General features: G+C 46.0%; 16 protein-coding genes. 13 read left to right on the forward strand and 3 right to left on the reverse strand.

The genetic code is table 11. The features are described 5' to 3' along the window. The first annotated feature begins 26 nt into the window (after nt 1-26). Genes lspA through ispH form a run of 3 tightly spaced genes read left to right on the forward strand, consistent with a single transcriptional unit; the run spans nt 27 to nt 2,069 of the window. Nucleotides 27-596, forward strand: a complete 570-nt coding sequence (lspA, locus tag B5D26_RS02870; protein ID WP_407668507.1) for a signal peptidase II — start codon at nt 27-29, stop codon at nt 594-596. 36 nt (nt 597-632) lie between these two features. Continuing rightward, on the forward strand, nt 633-1,106 hold the full coding sequence (locus B5D26_RS02875) for an FKBP-type peptidyl-prolyl cis-trans isomerase (RefSeq protein WP_078744186.1): 474 nt from the start codon (nt 633-635) through the stop codon (nt 1,104-1,106). After that, nucleotides 1,107-2,069, forward strand: coding sequence for a 4-hydroxy-3-methylbut-2-enyl diphosphate reductase (ispH, locus tag B5D26_RS02880; RefSeq protein WP_078744187.1), 963 nt, complete (start codon nt 1,107-1,109; stop codon nt 2,067-2,069). It abuts the gene before it with no gap. A gap of 55 nt (nt 2,070-2,124) precedes the next feature. Here ispH and B5D26_RS02885 read toward each other — a convergent pair whose 3' ends face one another. Continuing rightward, on the reverse strand, nt 2,125-2,958 hold the full coding sequence (locus B5D26_RS02885; protein ID WP_078744188.1) for a TlpA disulfide reductase family protein: 834 nt from the start codon (nt 2,956-2,958) through the stop codon (nt 2,125-2,127). Between the two features lie 31 nt (nt 2,959-2,989). Next, the gene (locus B5D26_RS02890; protein ID WP_078744189.1) at nt 2,990-4,015 is read right to left on the reverse strand and encodes a thioredoxin fold domain-containing protein; all 1,026 of its coding nucleotides are present in this window, start codon (nt 4,013-4,015) and stop codon (nt 2,990-2,992) included. A gap of 187 nt (nt 4,016-4,202) precedes the next feature. On the opposite strand from B5D26_RS02890, the gene B5D26_RS02895 reads away from it, so the two are divergent. From B5D26_RS02895 to B5D26_RS16715, 9 genes are all read left to right on the forward strand, one after another. Next, nucleotides 4,203-4,391, forward strand: coding sequence for a hypothetical protein (locus tag B5D26_RS02895; RefSeq protein WP_078744190.1), 189 nt, complete (start codon nt 4,203-4,205; stop codon nt 4,389-4,391). A 97-nt stretch (nt 4,392-4,488) separates the two neighbouring features. After that, a complete protein-coding gene (locus tag B5D26_RS02900; protein ID WP_078744191.1) occupies nt 4,489-5,814 on the forward strand; it encodes a diguanylate cyclase in 1,326 nt (441 codons plus the stop codon). 66 nt (nt 5,815-5,880) lie between these two features. After that, nucleotides 5,881-7,428 carry a 2-isopropylmalate synthase gene (locus B5D26_RS02905; RefSeq protein WP_078744192.1) on the forward strand — a complete coding sequence of 516 codons (1,548 nt, stop codon included), beginning with the start codon at nt 5,881-5,883 and terminating at the stop codon, nt 7,426-7,428. 109 nt (nt 7,429-7,537) lie between these two features. Beyond that, nucleotides 7,538-8,302 carry a hypothetical protein gene (locus B5D26_RS02910; protein ID WP_078744193.1) on the forward strand — a complete coding sequence of 255 codons (765 nt, stop codon included), beginning with the start codon at nt 7,538-7,540 and terminating at the stop codon, nt 8,300-8,302. 35 nt (nt 8,303-8,337) lie between these two features. After that, entirely contained in the window at nt 8,338-8,802 is a 465-nt protein-coding gene (gene rimI, locus B5D26_RS02915) for a ribosomal protein S18-alanine N-acetyltransferase (RefSeq protein ID WP_078744194.1), read from the forward strand. A gap of 132 nt (nt 8,803-8,934) precedes the next feature. Continuing rightward, a complete protein-coding gene (locus tag B5D26_RS02920; RefSeq protein ID WP_078744195.1) occupies nt 8,935-10,797 on the forward strand; it encodes a methyl-accepting chemotaxis protein in 1,863 nt (620 codons plus the stop codon). A gap of 85 nt (nt 10,798-10,882) precedes the next feature. After that, nucleotides 10,883-12,697 carry an adenylate/guanylate cyclase domain-containing protein gene (locus B5D26_RS02925; protein WP_159445572.1) on the forward strand — a complete coding sequence of 605 codons (1,815 nt, stop codon included), beginning with the start codon at nt 10,883-10,885 and terminating at the stop codon, nt 12,695-12,697. Between the two features lie 171 nt (nt 12,698-12,868). Further along, on the forward strand, nt 12,869-13,414 hold the full coding sequence (locus B5D26_RS02930; RefSeq protein ID WP_078744197.1) for a PAS domain-containing protein: 546 nt from the start codon (nt 12,869-12,871) through the stop codon (nt 13,412-13,414). 10 nt (nt 13,415-13,424) lie between these two features. After that, nucleotides 13,425-14,918 (forward strand): methyl-accepting chemotaxis protein, encoded by a 1,494-nt coding sequence (locus B5D26_RS16715; RefSeq protein ID WP_078744198.1) that lies wholly within the window; start codon nt 13,425-13,427, stop codon nt 14,916-14,918. 128 nt (nt 14,919-15,046) lie between these two features. Here the strand turns inward: B5D26_RS16715 and B5D26_RS02940 are convergent, their stop codons facing one another. After that, nucleotides 15,047-16,690, reverse strand: a complete 1,644-nt coding sequence (locus B5D26_RS02940) for a methyl-accepting chemotaxis protein (protein ID WP_078744199.1) — start codon at nt 16,688-16,690, stop codon at nt 15,047-15,049. Between the two features lie 133 nt (nt 16,691-16,823). On the opposite strand from B5D26_RS02940, the gene B5D26_RS02945 reads away from it, so the two are divergent. After that, entirely contained in the window at nt 16,824-18,047 is a 1,224-nt protein-coding gene (locus B5D26_RS02945; RefSeq protein ID WP_078744200.1) for an HD domain-containing phosphohydrolase, read from the forward strand. Nucleotides 18,048-18,059 lie beyond the last annotated feature (12 nt).

Genomic DNA, 18,059 nt, shown 5'->3' on the forward strand with positions numbered 1-18,059 from the left:
CTTTCATCATCAGTAGTGAAAAAAACGTGACTAAAGACCTATCCACTGACAACAAGAGCACCCCAAAGGGTGCTCTGAATAACACTGGTAAATTGGGGCAGCTTTCTTGGTTATGGCTGTCGATTCTCGTCATCATACTGGATTTAGGCAGCAAGGCTTGGGTCAGTGCAGAGTTTACTTATGCACAGGTGCTGCCCGTTTGGCCAGTATTCAGTTTTACGCTGTTACACAATACAGGGGCTGCTTTTAGCTTTTTGGCAGACGCTTCTGGTTGGCAACGCTGGTTTTTTACCATCATTGCTATTGTCATCAGCACGGTGTTATTGGTTTGGCTGAAACGTCTTAAGCCTCATGAAACTTGGTTAGCCTGTGCGCTGGCTTTAGTTTTGGGTGGTGCTTTAGGTAATCTCTATGATCGAGTGGTGTTGGGCTATGTGGTCGACTTTTTACTCTTTCACTGGGAAAACAGTTATTTCCCCGCGTTTAATATTGCAGACAGTGCCATCACCCTAGGCGGAATCATGCTGGCTTGGGATATGGTGCGTAATCCAGAGGGTAAAACTGCCTCTCAATCAGATTTAAACGACTCAAAATAGCCCTTAAACGGCAACGGTATTTAAAAGGTATAACAGATGAGTGAACATTTAATCGGCTCAGGGATGCGCGTCACACTGAACTTTGCCCTGAAGTTGGAAGATGGTGCAGTTGTCGATAGCACCTTTGACAAAGCCCCTGCCAGCTTAGTCATAGGCGATGGCAATCTACCTGAAAACTTTGAAGCTTTCTTGCTCGGCCTAAGCGCAGGTCAGCACGAAGTCTTCACCGTTACCCCAGAAAAAGCCTTTGGTCAGCATAACCCAAGCAACGTGCAAGTATTGCCTCGTAGCCAGTTTGCGCCTGACCTAACACTAGAGAAAGGTTTGATCTTAAGTTTTGCAGACAAAGCTAACGGTGAGCTACCAGGGGTAATCGCTGATTTTGATGAGCAGAAAGTCAGTGTCGACTTTAATCATCCACTGGCAGGCCACACTTTAAATTTTGAAGTGCAAATTATCGCGGTTGAGCCTGCTGAACAGAACAGTACCAGTGAGGCGAGTGTATCTTAAATGACTACCGCAGCGATTCAGATACTACTTGCTAACCCGCGCGGTTTTTGTGCGGGTGTTGATCGTGCCATTGAAATTGTCAACCGTGCCCTTGAAGTGTTCGCACCGCCTATTTATGTCCGCCATGAAGTCGTACATAACAAGTTCGTTGTGAACGACTTAAAAGCGCGTGGTGCCTTCTTTGTTGACGAATTAGACGAAGTGCCCGATGACTCTATCGTAATCTTCAGTGCTCATGGCGTATCAAAAGCGGTACAAGACGAGGCAGATCGTCGCGGATTGAAAGTATTTGACGCCACTTGCCCACTGGTCACTAAAGTGCATTTAGAAGTGCTACGTTACAGTCAACGTGGGCAAGAGTGTGTACTGATAGGCCATGCAGGCCATCCTGAAGTAGTCGGTACTATGGGGCGCTATGATCGCAGCTCAGGTGGTGATATCTACCTAGTGGAAAACGAGGCAGACGTTGCCAAGTTAGAAGTTAAAGACCGCTCGAAACTGGCTTACGTGACTCAAACTACACTGTCAATGGATGACACCGCAAAAGTGATTGATGCACTACGTGCGAAGTTCACTGAAATTGAAGGCCCGAAAAAAGACGACATCTGTTACGCCACACAGAATCGACAAGATGCGGTTAAACAGCTTGCCGCAGAAACGGACTTAGTATTAGTCGTGGGCTCACCTAACAGCTCTAACTCCAACCGCTTGCGCGAACTGTCACAGCGCATCGGCACTCAGGCTTATCTGATTGATAATGCGGACGAGATTGAGCCAGAGTGGTTACATCAGGTGCAGCGTATCGGAATTACTGCGGGAGCCTCTGCACCCTCAATATTGGTCGAGCAAGTGATTGAGCGCTTGGTAGGCTTAGGCGCACAAATGCCAATAGAATTAGAAGGTCGCGAGGAAAATGTGGTGTTCTCAATTCCTAAAGAGCTGCGTTTGATCGAGATTGAATAGCTCTGATGTTACCACTGCTATTAAACCCGCCTATGCGGGTTTAATGCGTTAGGTATCAAGGTTGAATGCGCGCGGCCATCTGTTGCAGTCGCGCTAGGTTAAGCTCACCAATATGACTGTCTTTTAGCTGGCCTTCGTTGAAGGCCAAAGTAACAGGCAAACCAGGGGCATTAAAATGCTGCAATAAGCTTTGGTTTGGATCTAATAAAATCAGGTTTTCAGGCAGGTTAAACTCTGTCGTCTCACGCACAAACTGTTGTACGGTGATTGCAGACTCTCCCGAGTTAACTAGTAACACTTTGATCTGAGGGTTTTTAGCAGCAAAGCTCACCAAGGAAGGCATTTCCCGTCGGCAAGGCCCACACCAGCTGGCCCAAAGATTAATCAAAGTAGGTTGTTTTAATGTTGCCAGATCAATCGTCGTAGGTACTGCATCTAGTGTCGGCAGTTGAATATTAGGCAGCGTTTGTGCTGTTTTCTGCCCTTGCAATGGTTGCCACAGCAGTAAAAGCCACCACAGTGCCGCACAGCATAGCAACCATAACGAGGTTGTAAGCCATAGGCGTAGCTGTTGGCGTAAGTACCATGCTAATGCCAACAGTGCGCAGCTGACCGCAGCGGTAGGTGTATAACCTGGCTGCCAAAAATAAAAAACCGATAGCCAGTTGTCTTGATAACTGGACAGATGACCCAGCACAAAAAATGCTCGCCCACCAATTAAGGCGGCCCAAAAGCTCGCATTTAAAGCTGCTCCAAGATTAGGCTTATCTCCTAGATGTTTTGCCCAGTAGCTGATCAGCTCAGCCCCTAAGAAAAATAACACCACCGTGGCAATTAAATACAAACGGTCGGTGGCTAACATCAAAGGGCCTAAGCTAATGGCGTTCATCTAAAATCCCTTGCGGTCTGAAACGTTTTAACTAACGAAAGCGCGCCAGCTCTGGAGCAGTTTGTGCCTGCTCTGGCAGCCCTGTAATCTCTGCAAATTCGTGCAGCTTTGGCATACCGCTGCGAATCTGCATCTCGTTATTGGCATCTAGCCAGATGATCCCCGGCGTGCCCTGAATACCAAAGCGCTGCATCAGTTTCATATTGTCTTGTAGCTGTCGACGGCTGCGGTCTTTGATAGACGCCTCTGCTTGTTGTTCGCTACCAAAGGTTTGCATACTTTCGTTTAGCGCATCTTCTGGCTGCTCTGCTTGCAGAATTGCTGCAGATTTTGCACGGCTGCTTGCATTCAAAAAGGCAACTGGAATCCAGCGCACTTCTACACCTTGTGCAACGTATGGAATGAATGCTTTCCATGTCAGCTGGCAGAATGGGCAATTTGGATCAAAAAAGGCATAAACAACTTTCTGAGCAGGCTCTGTTAATGGAGTCTCAACAGGCACTTCGATATTGTTGTTCGCGGTGTTTGTATCAGCACTAGCTGTTTCTGCGGTTGTGCTAGGTTTTTTTTCTGGTACTTCAGCCTTTGCCACGGGCGCTTGATAACCTACAGAGATATAAGCGGCTTGCTCCAACAATGTGAAATCAGGTTTAGGGAAGTACTGCCGAGCATAGCGTTCTGATAAATTTTCACCAGCGTCGTTAATTATTGCACCTGAGATAAGGGTGCGCTGATCGGGAGTGGTGTAAACCAAAGTGTACTGTCCATCTAAAGATAAAACCCAACCTGTTAAATCAGACTCTGCGATAAACTGACTTTCCAATGACATGCCCTGTTCAATGGCGCGGGCAATAGGTGCAGGTAGTTCTAAAACACTTTCACTTTCAACGTTATTCGCAGGCGTATCTTCAGCGTTGGTTAGAGCTTCTGCGGCTAATGTTGAATTTGACTCTGAATGTTCATCTGACATTTCTGGCGCGTTTAGATTAGCTTGTGTAACTTGAGACAGAGTACAAGCAAGAACCAAGGTTAAAGACAAAAAAGAGTGGCGTAGCATAAAATAACCATGAGCTGAAATGATGAAAGGCGATCAATAAAGTGCGCTATTATAAACGATCTACTGTCAGAGCGCAGTTTAGATCATCAGTTCCAAAGGAATGCGTTCTAAACGGTAAATCACCACTTTAACCCGCTGCTTTTGCAGTAATTAGCATGGCTACTGGGTGGTACGAGGTACTTATTACATGCATGACTCACTGAGAATATGGGCTATTGGTAGCCAATTATTAGGTTTTCTACTGTTGATTGGCTTACGCACCTATGACGCTGCAGCCCATTGGCAAATATTAGTTTTTGTTTTGATGCTACTTGCGGCGTTTTATATTGCGTTGCTACGCCGGTATAAAAACAATAAACGACAGAAAAAAGATTAGAAAACCTCTGGCATTGATGGCTTAAGTTCATTAGTTTTTAAGGTATTACTTAGATATTGCATTGCAATACACCGATGAAATAAGCCGGAGAGCTTGTATGGCAGCATTAAGACTGAAAGATCCGTTTCATCAGGCCATCTTAGACAGTGCCAATCTAACGATCATCGCCACACAGCCTGATGGTGTGATCACCTATGCCAACAGCTTTGCGCTGAGCTTACTGGGTTACCAAGAGTCGGAGCTGCTCAATCAACAAACGCCCGCGTTATTTCACGACCCTGAAGAGGTTGCCGCCCGCGCCCAGTGTTTGTCAGCCCAATTGGGCTATCAGGTGCCCGTAGGATTTGAAACCTTTGTGATATTGGCCAAACAAGGCACCCCAGATGAGAACGACTGGCACTACATCAGCAAGACAGGTCAGCGTATTCCCATTCATCTTTCGGTGACCGCAATTTATGACCAAGACAACAGCCTGATTGGTTTTCTGGGCATTGGCCGCGATTTAACCGAGCTTCGATTGTCACAGCAGCACGAGCAAGAATCTCAACAGCGCTTTCAGCTTTTGGCAGAGGCGGCTTTTGAAGCCATCGTATTGAGTGAATCCGGTATCATCACCGATGTGAATCAAGAGTTTGAGCGCTTATTTCAATGCCCTCGCACTCAGGCCATCGGCCTGTCGATTTTGGAAATTGTGGCACCAGAATATCAAGACTTAGTACAGGGATATATTCAAAGTGGCCATAATGAACCCTACGAGGCTCGCGTCAAAACGCTGAAAGGTAAAACCTTTTATGCGGAAGTCTGTGGTAAAAGCGCTGAATATGCAGGTAAAACGGTACGTATCTCCGCGCTTCGAGACATTTCTGAACGCAAATATTACGAACAAGCCTTGGAAAGCCAACAAACAGAGCTGGAAGACCTGAACAACCGACTCGCGCTGTTGGCCAACACTGACGAACTCACACAACTGCCCAACAAACGCGCCTTGATGCAATGCCTAAACCGCTACTTTGGTTTTTCAAAGCGCCATGATAAAGCACTGTCTGTATTGGTGTTTGATATTGATTTCTTTAAGAAATTCAATGACCAACATGGTCACTTAGAAGGGGATCGGGTGTTACAGCTGGTGGCCAAAACCGCAGGAAGAGGTCTAAGACGCGGAGATTATCTGGGTCGATTTGGCGGTGAAGAGTTTGTCATCATTCTGCCCGAAACCCATCTGGCTCAAGCCTTACTGGTGGCCGAGAAAGTGCGTCTTAACATCCAAAATGATCGCAGCAGCCAGCATCAGCTAACCGTTAGTATCGGTGCGGCAGAGTTACTTGCTGAACATGATGAGCCAGAACAGTTATTACATGACGCTGATATGCAGCTCTATAAAGCAAAGCAGGCTGGGCGTAACCGCTGTTATCCTTTAAATTAACACTTAACGGCATAGTCTATTGCCAATAATAATGATATTCGCTGGGTAGCCAGCAGGAGCTAAAACATGAGTAAGGACCATCTGGTTATTTTTGACACCACACTGCGCGATGGTGAGCAAAGCCCTGGTGCCTCAATGACCAAAGACGAAAAAGTCCGTATCGCCAAACACCTTGAAAAAATGAAGGTGGACGTGATTGAAGCGGGTTTTGCCATCGCCAGCGTGGGTGATTTTGAAGCGGTTAAAGCCGTAGCCGACAGTGTAAAAGACAGCACCATTTGTAGCTTATCCCGTGCGTTGGATGCCGATATTGAACGCGCAGCAGAAGCACTACGCGGTGCCAATTCAGGCCGAATCCATACCTTCATCGCCACCTCACCGATTCACATGCAGTACAAGTTGCAGATGCAGCCGGAGCAAGTGATTGAGCAGGCGGTACGTGCGGTGAAAAAAGCCCGTAATCTAATCGCAGATGTTGAGTTTTCCTGTGAAGATGCAGGCCGCTCTGAGATCGACTTTTTATGTCGTATCATCGAAGCGGCCATTGATGCGGGTGCTCGAACGATTAACATTCCAGACACTGTAGGTTATGCGATTCCTGAGCAATATGGCTCGATGATCCATCAATTGATCACCCGTATTCCCAATGCTGACAAAGCCATTTTCTCTGTACACTGCCATAACGATTTAGGTTTGGCGGTTGCCAACTCTTTGGCCGCGGTGCAGATGGGCGCACGTCAGGTGGAGTGTACGATTAACGGCTTGGGTGAGCGGGCAGGTAATGCGTCACTAGAAGAGATCGTGATGGCGATTCGTACCCGTCCCGATATTTTCAACGTCAACACTCGTATTGATCCGGCCCATATCGTGCCGACCTCACGTTTGGTTTCAACCATTACGGGCTTTGCTGTTCAGCCTAACAAAGCCATTGTGGGTAAAAATGCCTTCGCTCATGAATCGGGCATTCACCAAGATGGCGTGTTAAAACACCGCGAAACCTACGAAATCATGAAGGCAGAAGATGTGGGTTGGAACGCCAATGCCATCGTGTTAGGCAAGCACTCAGGTCGTAATGCTTTCCGCTCTCGCTTGGTTGAACTGGGTATCAACTTCGAGTCAGAAGCCGAACTGAATCAAGCTTTTGTGCTGTTCAAACAATTGGCCGACAAGAAGCACGAAATCTATGACGAAGACCTACAAGCCTTGGTCAGCGACACCAAAGCGGCCTCAGCAGAAGAGCGCTTTAAACTGGTCACCTTAGAGGTGCAGTCTAAAACAGGCGAAACCCCTGTGGCGAAAATTGTGGTCAGTGTTGATGGCAAAGAACAATCCGCAGAAGCAGAGGGCAGTGGCCCAGTAGATGCTGCTTACAAAGCGATTGAACAGATCGCCAACAGCGGCACCACCTTAGAGCTGTACTCGGTGAACGCCATCACCAGCGGCACAGACTCGCAAGGTGAAGTAACCGTGCGCTTAGAAAAAGAGGGGCGCTTGGTGAATGGTATGGGCGCAGACACGGATATTGTGGCGGCCTCTGCCAAAGCTTATATCCACGCGCTTAACGTGATTTGTAGCAATGTAGCCCGTAAGCACCCGCAAGAATCGGCGGTTTAAGCCGTATCCAGAGGGAGTGGTGATCGTTATAATCACTCCCTTTTTTGACCTTTCGTACTCTATTTTTATTTGGGTTTAACAGCCCGCTCAGCGGTTATTCGGAACTTTGATGAACGAAGCGCTACGCTTACACTACCTCGAACAACTGGGTGTCACCAGTTGGATGCCACGTCTGCCGTTGGTAGGGGCATTGCCGTCTGAGTATGTCGAATTAGAACTGCCGATAGAGCCATCGTTAGCAACGCATCACGGGCATCATCCGCAGATTCAAGCTCAAAGCCAAGCCGTTGCCCAGCCTAAACCGATTGTTGGCTTATCACCAGAAACTGATCAAAGCGTACAAGCTCCAAGTCCGATTGCAGCGGTGTTGAATAGGACAACAGTGGGCTCAGCGTCGCTTATTGAGCTTGCACAAGAGGAAAAGGCGCTCAGCTCAAGGGTGCCTCAGCGTTTACGCTTAGGATTAGTACGCTTACCTGAACCAGCCCCCTTGATTATTGCCAATATCACAGATGAACAATGGCCAGAACACCAGATTATGCCGTTACTGGCCTCGGCGCTGAGATTTATGGGGTTACCCGAAAACGGTTGGTCGATGCCATTTGAGTGGCCTTTTCGCAGTAATACAGGGTCAGTATCAGATGAAGCGTTTTTGATGATATTGCACTCATTACTGACAGGGGCGCGTTTGCAATGCCAAAGCCATCAGCCCTGTTGGTGGTTTGGTGATCTACCTGAGCTAATAGCCCAAGATCACCAACTGTTGAATATTCAACTGCACCACCCCATATCTGTGAATCAGTTACTGCATAATGGCCAGCATAAAATGGCGCTATTACAGCAGCTCATCACTCTTAAAAACTCTGTCACTTAAATTAAGCTGACTTAACCAAAAGCAGATCAAACCTTATGATGAAAGTCCGTGAAGTGGGTATTTTAGAACTCGACGCCGTGATGGAAATTGAGCGCAATGCCCACCTAACCCCTTGGACAAAATTGATGTTTGAGTTGGGGATGCAACGAGGTGATACCCTACTGGGGGTTTATATCGAAAAACGCCTTTGCGGTTATGCCATGTTGCAAAAGATAGTGGATGAGTGGCACCTGCATAACATCGCGGTTTCGCCCGGCCTACAAGGCCAAGGCATTGGCCGTAGACTGATCACCGAGATGATCGAACTCGCCAAAGCCGACAATTTAATGGCCATTTTGTTAGAGGTCCGTGAAAGCAACCAAGCGGCTCGCCACTTGTACAAAAAAATGGGCTTTGTTGAAGATGGCATTCGCCCTAAATACTACACTGTACCCGGTGAAGAGCGTGAAGATGCGGTATTGATGAGCTGCTTACTCTACGCTGAGCCAGACAAATTATAACAAATTGATCTGAGGCAAGACTCATTGCAACAGTGTAAATTTGCCACAGAATCGTCATAAAACCGTCACTAATATTATTTGATCTCTCTGAAATAATAGCTCTAAACGAGCACTATCTCGGAGAGAGAGCAAATGACTATCCGCCAACGTTTTATTCTTTTAATCATCATCAGTATTCTTGGCTTTGCCTCAATACTATTGCTGAGTAATTACACGCTAAATCAACTGTCAGATCTGAGCGAAACGGAAATAGCGCTATCTGAAAGTCGAGCGGATTTGCTCAAGTTGAAAGAGCAAGAGCAGCTTTATTTTCACAATAACGATGCAGCACTTGCGGATCAAATTACTATAGAAGGCAAACAGTTAGCGCAAAAGTTGTCTGATTTAAAAACTGTATTTGTCGAGCAGAAATTCCCCAGCAGTTGGCTAGAAATGACGTTACATGCCAACGATGCTCACCAGCAAGCCTTTGCCACCTTGGTTGAAAAGAAAGAAGCACTGGGCTTAACACCAAAAACAGGTATGTATGGCAAGCTTAGAAGCGCAGTGCACCGAGTGGAGAAATCTTTAAATAGTGTCAACCATACCGAATTAACCGCTGCTATGTTGATGCTTCGGCGTCATGAAAAAGACTTTATGTTACGAGGTCAGCAGAAGTACGTAGATAAGTTTGCAGCCTCTATTCAAACCTTTAATCAACAGCTTAGTGACAGCACGTTAACGGATACACTTCAGCAGAGCATCTCTACTGATATAGGCGTTTACGAAAAAACCTTTTACGATTTTGTGAGCACCTCAAAAGAGGTGGGCCTATCAGAGCAAGAAGGCGCAATAGGCAATTTAAATGATCAAATTGACCTTACCTTATCGCGACTTTCAACCACGCTAGAGCAAAGTCGCATGGAAATTGATAGCCGAATAGAGCGCAACCGTTTTATCAACCTTGTTATGTCGACGCTCTTTAGTTTGTGCCTATCGTTAGGGCTATTTTGGCTCTCAAAAAGAGTACTCAAACGTATCAACTTGCTGGTACAGCACATGAATGAAATTGCCAATGGTGACAGTAATCTTAGTGTACGTTTGAAAAGTGATTCTAAAGACGAGTTGGGAGCTTTGGCTCAAGCTTTTAACCAGTTTGTAAGTAACATTGAAAATAGTATGCAGCATGCGTTAAATATGGCGGCTCAGTTAGAGCGTAATGCTAAAGGCTTGCAAGCTAGCGCAGACCACACACTATCTATTACTCACTCTCAGCAGCAGCTACTCGACCAATTAAACGTCTCTTTGAATGAAACTGAACAGGGGTCACAGCAAGTACAAAGTCATATTCAACAAGCTCAGCAGCGTATGCTACAGGTGAATAATCGTTCCGCTGAGATTAATCAGTTGGCACAGAATAACAGATTGGCAACAGAGCAGTTAATTCAAGAGGTTGAATACACGGTACAGCATATAGAACAACTGAGTAACGACAGTCGTTCTATCAGTGATGTGATGAATAGCATCAGTGAAATCGCTGACCAAACGAACCTATTAGCACTCAATGCAGCGATAGAAGCTGCTCGGGCGGGGGAGCAGGGACGAGGCTTTGCGGTTGTAGCAGATGAGGTACGTAACTTAGCCACTAAGACTCAGGCCTCCACCGAGCAGATTCACCATAAAGTATCGAACCTGCAAACGAAGACACAAGAAGCGGCTGATAACATCCGTAGCACACAAAGCACTACAACAGAGCAGTTAAACCAATCAGCGAAAATCAGTGAAGTGTTTTTGGTTATTAAACAGGATATTGCAGATTTAAAACAAAGAAATAGCCAAGTTGAAGGCTTAAGTCAGCAGCAATTACATAATATCTCTTTGGCTGAACAGCATTTGAAAGAAGTTATGCTGCAAATTCAGCAAAACTTACAAGCAGCAGAGCAAACCTCACGCTCTAGCATTGAGCTCTTTGGTTTATCGCAAAAGCTGCAAAAAGAGATGGCAAAGTTTGCCTAATCAACTCTACAGATATTTTACACATGACTTGCAGCAAGCCGAAGCTCTACACTAGAGTTTTGGCTTGCTGATAAGTGAGTGTCGTGTGGTGATAAAATCTTCCGCTTCCAGTTCTTTGGTTCACTTCATTAATGAAAAGCAGTTCACTCTAACCGAGGGTGAGACCCTGCTTTGCCAAGCGCTTAAACAGCAGATTCCCCATGTCCATGAGTGTGGTGGCAAAGGCTTGTGCTCAACTTGTCGGGTTATTGTGGAAGCAGGTTTAGAGAACTGTTCTCCTGAAACAGAGGCCGAGCGAGAGATCAAATCTCGCAAAAACTTACCCTCAGAAGTGCGTTTATCTTGTCAGCTAAGACCTACAGGTTCCATCACCGTCAGGCGCTTGGTAAGAGATCACTTTGATATTCAGTTGGCACTCGAAAATGGTTTAAACCCTAGTGCAAAAACCCAACCCATCGCGATTATGTTTTGCGACATTCGCAACTTTACAGAGTTTAGCCAGTGCCACTTACCTTATGATGTCACCCATATTCTGAATCGTTTTTTTAGCGCTATGACCGCCGCCGTGAATATGTTTGGTGGCCATGTGGATAAGTTATTAGGCGATGGCATGATGGTACTGTTTGGTTTAGATGAGCAACAGCGCTTATCACCCAGTGATCAAGCCTTGTTTGCTGCCGAACAGATGTTGAAAAACTTACAGCAGTTGAACCAATATTATCAGTCGGTATTTGATCATCAATTTCAAATTGGTATCGGCATCGACTATGGTTACTGTTTGCTAGGTGAGTTTGGTAGTGCTGAGCACCGCAGCTTTACCGCATTGGGACAAAGGGTTAACCGAGCCGCTCGCATAGAAAGCTTATGCAAGACCTATCAGACATGGCTATTGGTTTCGGATGATGTGCGAGAAAATTGCCAGCAGCCGCATCCCTTTACTCAATCCATGGATGTCCATTTAAAAGGTATCCGTGAAGCGACTCGAATTTGGCAACTTTGTTATCCTATTCAACAACAGCTGGCTTTAGCGCCTGAGGCTATTCATGCTGACAGCGCTCTTTCAACACAGGATCAAGATATGCTGACACAAGTTGAAGCACTATCAGAAGTAATCGGCAGCCCCACCATTGCTGTAGCGGCCTCTTATCAGGGCGATCAAATTAAATTGTGTATTGGGTTAGTGCGCTTTCTTGAACAGCATCAGTTGGAGTTTACTATTCCAACGGGGCACAGCTTCAATTTGACCGATTGGGTTACACTGCACTTAGATAATCGTACTGGTGTGGAAGAATATGACGCTGAGTTAAGAGTGTTTCGTACCTCGTATAAAGGGCGTGTGCAGCAAGTTAAAAATCAAAATACGCTGATTATCGACTGTCGAGAGTTTAGCTTAGTGCATGGCATGTCAGAGGTTTTAGGTTATAGAGAAAGAGGCTATCACTATCCGGCTGATGCCCGTCCACTGAAAAACTTACCCACCACCCCCTTAACCACCATGCCTGTGATTAGCCAATCTGAGCATGATAATAAAATTGGCGTTCTGATCACTCGTACGCCAGAGCAACCTCACACCACCGCAATGGCGTTTTTATCCTCTGAAGAGGATGATATTTTTATCATCTCCTTCCCTTCAACTTTCAAAGTGCAGCAGCTTCAAAAAGATAATCGCTGCTGTTTTGCCATCGATGAGCGTGCCAGCTTCACCTTTGAAAATGCCATTGATTGGAACTACGTATTAATAGATGCAGAGGCTTATGAAGTACCGCTTGGGCATCCTATTTATGAGCCGATTAAAGCCGCATTTATCGACAAAAACCCTTGGGAGGTCGGTTTCTTTGCCAATCCAGAGGTGCGTATTTATCACTTAAAATGTTTGGGCACGCTTTTTCATAACAACTAATTTACAAATAAAACAATAAGCTGGGAGATTAAGTTTCAGCCAGATCTCCACCAAAGCATAACCTTACTTTTATTGTTACATCTTGTAAGCATTATTACTTAGCGTTAAAGTTTCGGTATTAGCTAAACCCGCTATATACCCTGTTATGTCGCCACATGGTTGATCATGCTCATGACCCGTCAAACTACCCCACGTAGCCATGAAGTTGTGCTTGGCGAGCACGACCTTATTGTCAGTAAAACCTGTCCAAAAGGAAAAATAACCTACGCCAATCGTAAATTTATGGCCATCTCTGGTTACTCAGAACAGCAGCTGTTGGGGCAACCTCACAATATTATTCGCCATCCTGATATGCCGAAGGCGGTTTATCGACTGATGTGGAAAGCTCTACAGCAAGGCCATGAGTTTTTTGGTTTTGTTAAAAATAGATGTGCAGATGGCAGTTATTATTGGGTCTTTGCCAATGTTACCCCAGATCTTGACTTACAAGGTGAGTTGAAAGGTTATTACTCAGTTCGTAGAAAGCCCAATCTAGAGACGATAAAGCAGTTTATCGAACCTTTATACCGCAGCATGTTGGATATTGAAGCCGCAGGCCAAGGCGCAGGTGCCATTGATCAGTCTGTGGCCAAACTAGAGTCTTGGTTACAAGAGATCGGCATAGACTACTGTCATGCCATGATCGCACTGTATCAACAGGGTAAACTGCCTAAGTAAGGGGTGAAATATGGTGAATAGCCACAACAATACCAGCCGAGGTATTCCTTTTTTACATACCCAGCTTATTTGGGGGTCAATTTTTTGCTATCTGGTGATAACCGCAACCTTTATCTACTCTAGCTGGCAATATGGCATAGATTATTGGCATGTTGCAGGTGGAGCGGTTGTTTCAACCATACTTGCATTACAAATTATCCAAACTCGCCGGATGCTGGAAATATTAAAACGTCTCAACAACACCTTAACTCTAAGTGTAAAAGGCGAGCTACATCACCGCGTTAACAGTACTAAAGGGTTAGGGGAGTTGGGTATTGTCGCGTGGGCGCTGAATGACTTGCTTGATCAAGTAGAGAGCTACTTCAAAGAGGTCGATACTGCCTTTAGACAGGTCTCTCAAGGTAACTTTAATCGTCCCCCTTTGAGTGCGGGCTTGCCGGGGCGTATGGGCGACTCTCTGCGCTCGATTACACTGTCTATTTCAGCCATGCATGATAATCAAGCGCTATTGAACGCCAATAGTTTGGCTTCAAATCTGCATAAAATGAACACCAGCAACCTGATTAAGAACCTTAAACAAACCCAGCAAGACTTGATTAATATTAATGAAAGCTCTCGGTCTGTGGGTGAACAGTCAAGTTTTAATGCACAAGAAGCACAACAGTCGCTTAACTCTGTTGGTGCTATCCAAGCAGCCATTAATGAAATTACTCACACCGTGCAACAAGTGACAGAGGTGGTGCAGGTACTTAGTCAGGACAGTACTCAGGTTGCCGCTTCCCTTATGACTATTAAAGAAATCGCTGATCAAACCAACCTATTGGCACTAAACGCCTCCATTGAAGCGGCACGCGCAGGTGAAAATGGCAGAGGCTTCGCAGTGGTCGCCGATGAGGTTAAAGCGCTGTCACAGCGGACAAAATCAGCAGCTGAGTCTGTGGATAAAATATTGCAAGGTTTCAGCCGCCGTGTTGATGAAGTCAGCAGTGTTTCAGAACAGTCACAAACAGTGACTCAAGAGATGAAACAGATGGTGGAGCAGTTCGAAGCCCGCTTTAACCAACTGGCACACTCCTCTGAAACATCAGCCCGAGAAGTAGAAGGGATCTGCACAGTGATCTACCACTCCCTCGTCAAGTTGGATCATGTGGTCTACAAACAGAATGGCTATGTTGCGCTAGGGGAGCAGGATAAAGGCGCAGAATATCAGGCGGTACAAGTGAACCACACCCAGTGCCGTTTGGGGCGGTGGTATTACGAAAACCTCAACCAAGGCCAGTTTGCACAATCTCAAGCCTATAAAGCTTTAGAAGTACCACATAAGCGAGTGCATAGTTCAGTACACCAAGCACTTGCGTTGGTTGATCAAGATTGGCAAAAAGATGTCACAGTCCGTGATGCTATTGTAGCTGCAATGCAATCCGCGGAGTCTGCCAGTGAAGAAGTGATGCACTGGATCGACCAAATGACGGAAGAACGTATGCAGCAATTAGGCTTAACCTGATCAAAGGCGTTATCAGTAACGGTTAAAGCTAAGGGTGGACAAACATAAGGCATAGCGTTCAATCGAAAGAACGCTATGCCTTTTTGATCTGCTTCGAGAAAATCTAGGCCTTGATATTTAGGTTTCACTTAAACTCTAAAACGTTGCATATGCCCTGACAACACTTTGACCAGATCGCCCAGTTGATGGCCATCATGACTGGCATGATCTGCCAAACCACTTAACTCTGCTGCATGTTGATTGATTTCATCGATCCGATACCCCATCTCTTGGATGACAGAGGTTTGCTGTTCAGTAGCCAAAGCAATCTGACTCGACATCGCATTGATGTTATCAATGCCACTCACAATACGGTGCAGGGCACCTGATGCGGTATCTGCACTGCTTACCGTTTTGGCCACTTGTGTATTGGCCGATTGCATCGCACTCACTGCATTACTCACGCCGTCCTGTAAGCGATCAATCATGGCTTGAATGTCTTGCGTTGATTGTTGTGTTTTAGACGCCAAGGTTCTGACCTCATCGGCCACTACGGCAAACCCACGTCCAGCCTCACCCGCTCGAGCCGCTTCAATCGCCGCATTGAGTGCCAACAGGTTAGTTTGCTCAGCAATGCCACCAATCACATCCAGTACAGAGGCAATGTTTTGGCTCTCTTGCTCCAGTGCGCTGATTAACGTCACAACATTCTGCATTTCAGAAGACAGTTTGTTGATTTGAGAAGAGGACTGGTTAATGGCATCGTTTGATGCGGCAACTTCGACATGCACATCACCCGACTGTGTTGAAGAGTGTTGAGCGCTATTGGCGACCTCATGTATTGCACTTTGTAACTCAGACACCGCATTAAACACCTGTGCAACAGAGTGTTGTTGGCGCTGCGCACTTTGATTGGTTTGTTCAGTGTTTTTGCGCAAGCTGTTCGAAACCGATTGCATGTTTTGGGCCTGTTGCTGCGCCTCTGCAATCATCGACTGTAAAAAGACAATAAACCGATTAATCTGTTTAGAGAGACGCGCCACCTCATTATCCCCCTGAATAGGAATGCGTTGTGTTAGATCACCACCGCCATCAGCCAGATCAGACACCACCTTTTCCAGATGCTTAACAGGGCGAACCACCAACCTTGGCACATAAATCGAGGTCAGGACGGAGCAAAGTAGCGATAATAACAGCAAGGTTACTAAGGCCGTATTGGCCTGTGCCTTGGTCTCTGTAATAGATACCGCAAGCTGTGCAGAGAACGCATCAATTTTCTCCCCTAACGCGTCATACTGATCGCGTAAGGCTCCAAAAGCCTTACCCTCCTCACCGTTTATCAGCTTCAGCGCATCTGTCGTATTTTGACTGTCAATCAGCGCCAATACTTGTTGAGCCTGCGCTTTCCATGCGGCCAATTGCTGGTTAAAGCTCTGCTCTGAGGGTAGCTCAACCCCTGTATTCGCCACCAGTGTTCGGGCTTTCATCATACGATCAACCGCCTGAGACACATTGTCGTTAAAGTCTTTCAGTGGCTCACTCTTATCCACACCTATTTGGGCGGCATTTAAATAATCTCGCATCGCGGTAGCCGCTTGGTAAAGATCTCGATCCGCATTCAAAATTGCACTGGTGGCAGGCGTTAGTTGAGCAGCCATCACAGCAGAACGCTCGCTGACTAATTCAATTCCTTGATAACCTTTATAGCCTACACTTAACATCAGCATCCCCAGTAGTGTGACGGGAATCAGTATCTGCCAACGTAGATTGAGTGTTGAATATACTTTCATCATTATGAGTGCTTCCTTATGACGTTAGGGTTAAACCAAAGTACTCACTAAAAGTATAGCGGTCTTGCTTATAGCACACAGAGAATTGAGCAGAAAAAGATAAATCAATTTGCAGCTTATAAACTGGGGTCATGTTATGCAGGAAAATCAATCATTTAAAGACTTAACACTGATGATTTCAGATGTGATTGATCAGGTGGGTGTAGACGATACACAACATGGCAAACGTGTTGGCTATATGGCTTGGAAGTGCTCAGAATATCTGAATATCCCAGAGTTTGAGCCGACTGATATACTGGTAGCGGGCCTGATCCATGATATTGGTGTGTCTTCGACACAAGATCATGAGCTGTTGGTCACATTGTTGGATTGGGAGCGTGCGAATCTGCACTGCATTGAGGGGGTCAAGCGTCTAAATAACCTGTCCTTTTATACCCAGTATATCGAGGTTATACAGTATCACCACACCCATTGGGACGAGCTGAAAAAACTGCCTATCAGTGATAGCAGCAAACAGGTCGCCAGTTTGATCTTTATGATTGACCGCGTGGACGCGTTGTTATTTCAATATCTTGCCGACAATCCTCATGATGAACCCGTTCATGCACGAGAGTCTATTCATGCAAGTCTGTTAGAAATGGACGGCTTCTTCAATCCAGTTATGATTGATGTGTTTGTGCAAGCCTCTATGATTGATGCCTTCTGGTTTAACCTTGAACCCAATCACCTTACTCGCTATTTGCATGCGATAGACATTCCCAAACAGATCGTGTTGGATATTTCGGCTCTTGAAGCCGTAGCGCTCATTTTAGCTGCTGCCGTAGATGCCAAAAGCCCTTATACCGCAGATCATAGCTTACACGTGGGAGCTTTAGCTGCTTACATTGGCCAACATTTTGATCTTAACTCTAAGCGGTGCCAACAACTGAAAATCGCAGGCTATTTACATGATATTGGTAAGCTACATATTCCCGATCGAATTTTAGACAAGCAAGGTCCTCTCGATGCTAAAGAGGTGATGGCCATGCATCGACATGGTTTTGAAGCGCGGGATATTCTAGAGCAAGTTGTGCCCTTTCAAGAGATCGCACAATGGGCTTGCCAGCACCATGAGTATTTAGATGGTTCAGGTTACCCTTATCATTTGAGAGCGGCTGATCTGCCCATTGAGTCTAGAATTCTGACCGTGGCCGATATTTTTCAGGCTTTGGCACAGAACCGCCCTTACCGTGCCTCAATGCCTGCTGATAAAATTGTGACTATACTTTTGGGGCTTGTCCAAGAGGGTAAAATTGACCCTGATGTTGTTCATTTTGTTGAGCAGAACAAGAGCCTATGCTGGCAAATTGCGACCCAATAGCCTCCTAGGGAA

It is taken from the genome of Oceanospirillum multiglobuliferum (assembly GCF_900167095.1).
Classification (GTDB): Bacteria; Pseudomonadota; Gammaproteobacteria; order Pseudomonadales; family Halomonadaceae; genus Oceanospirillum; species Oceanospirillum multiglobuliferum.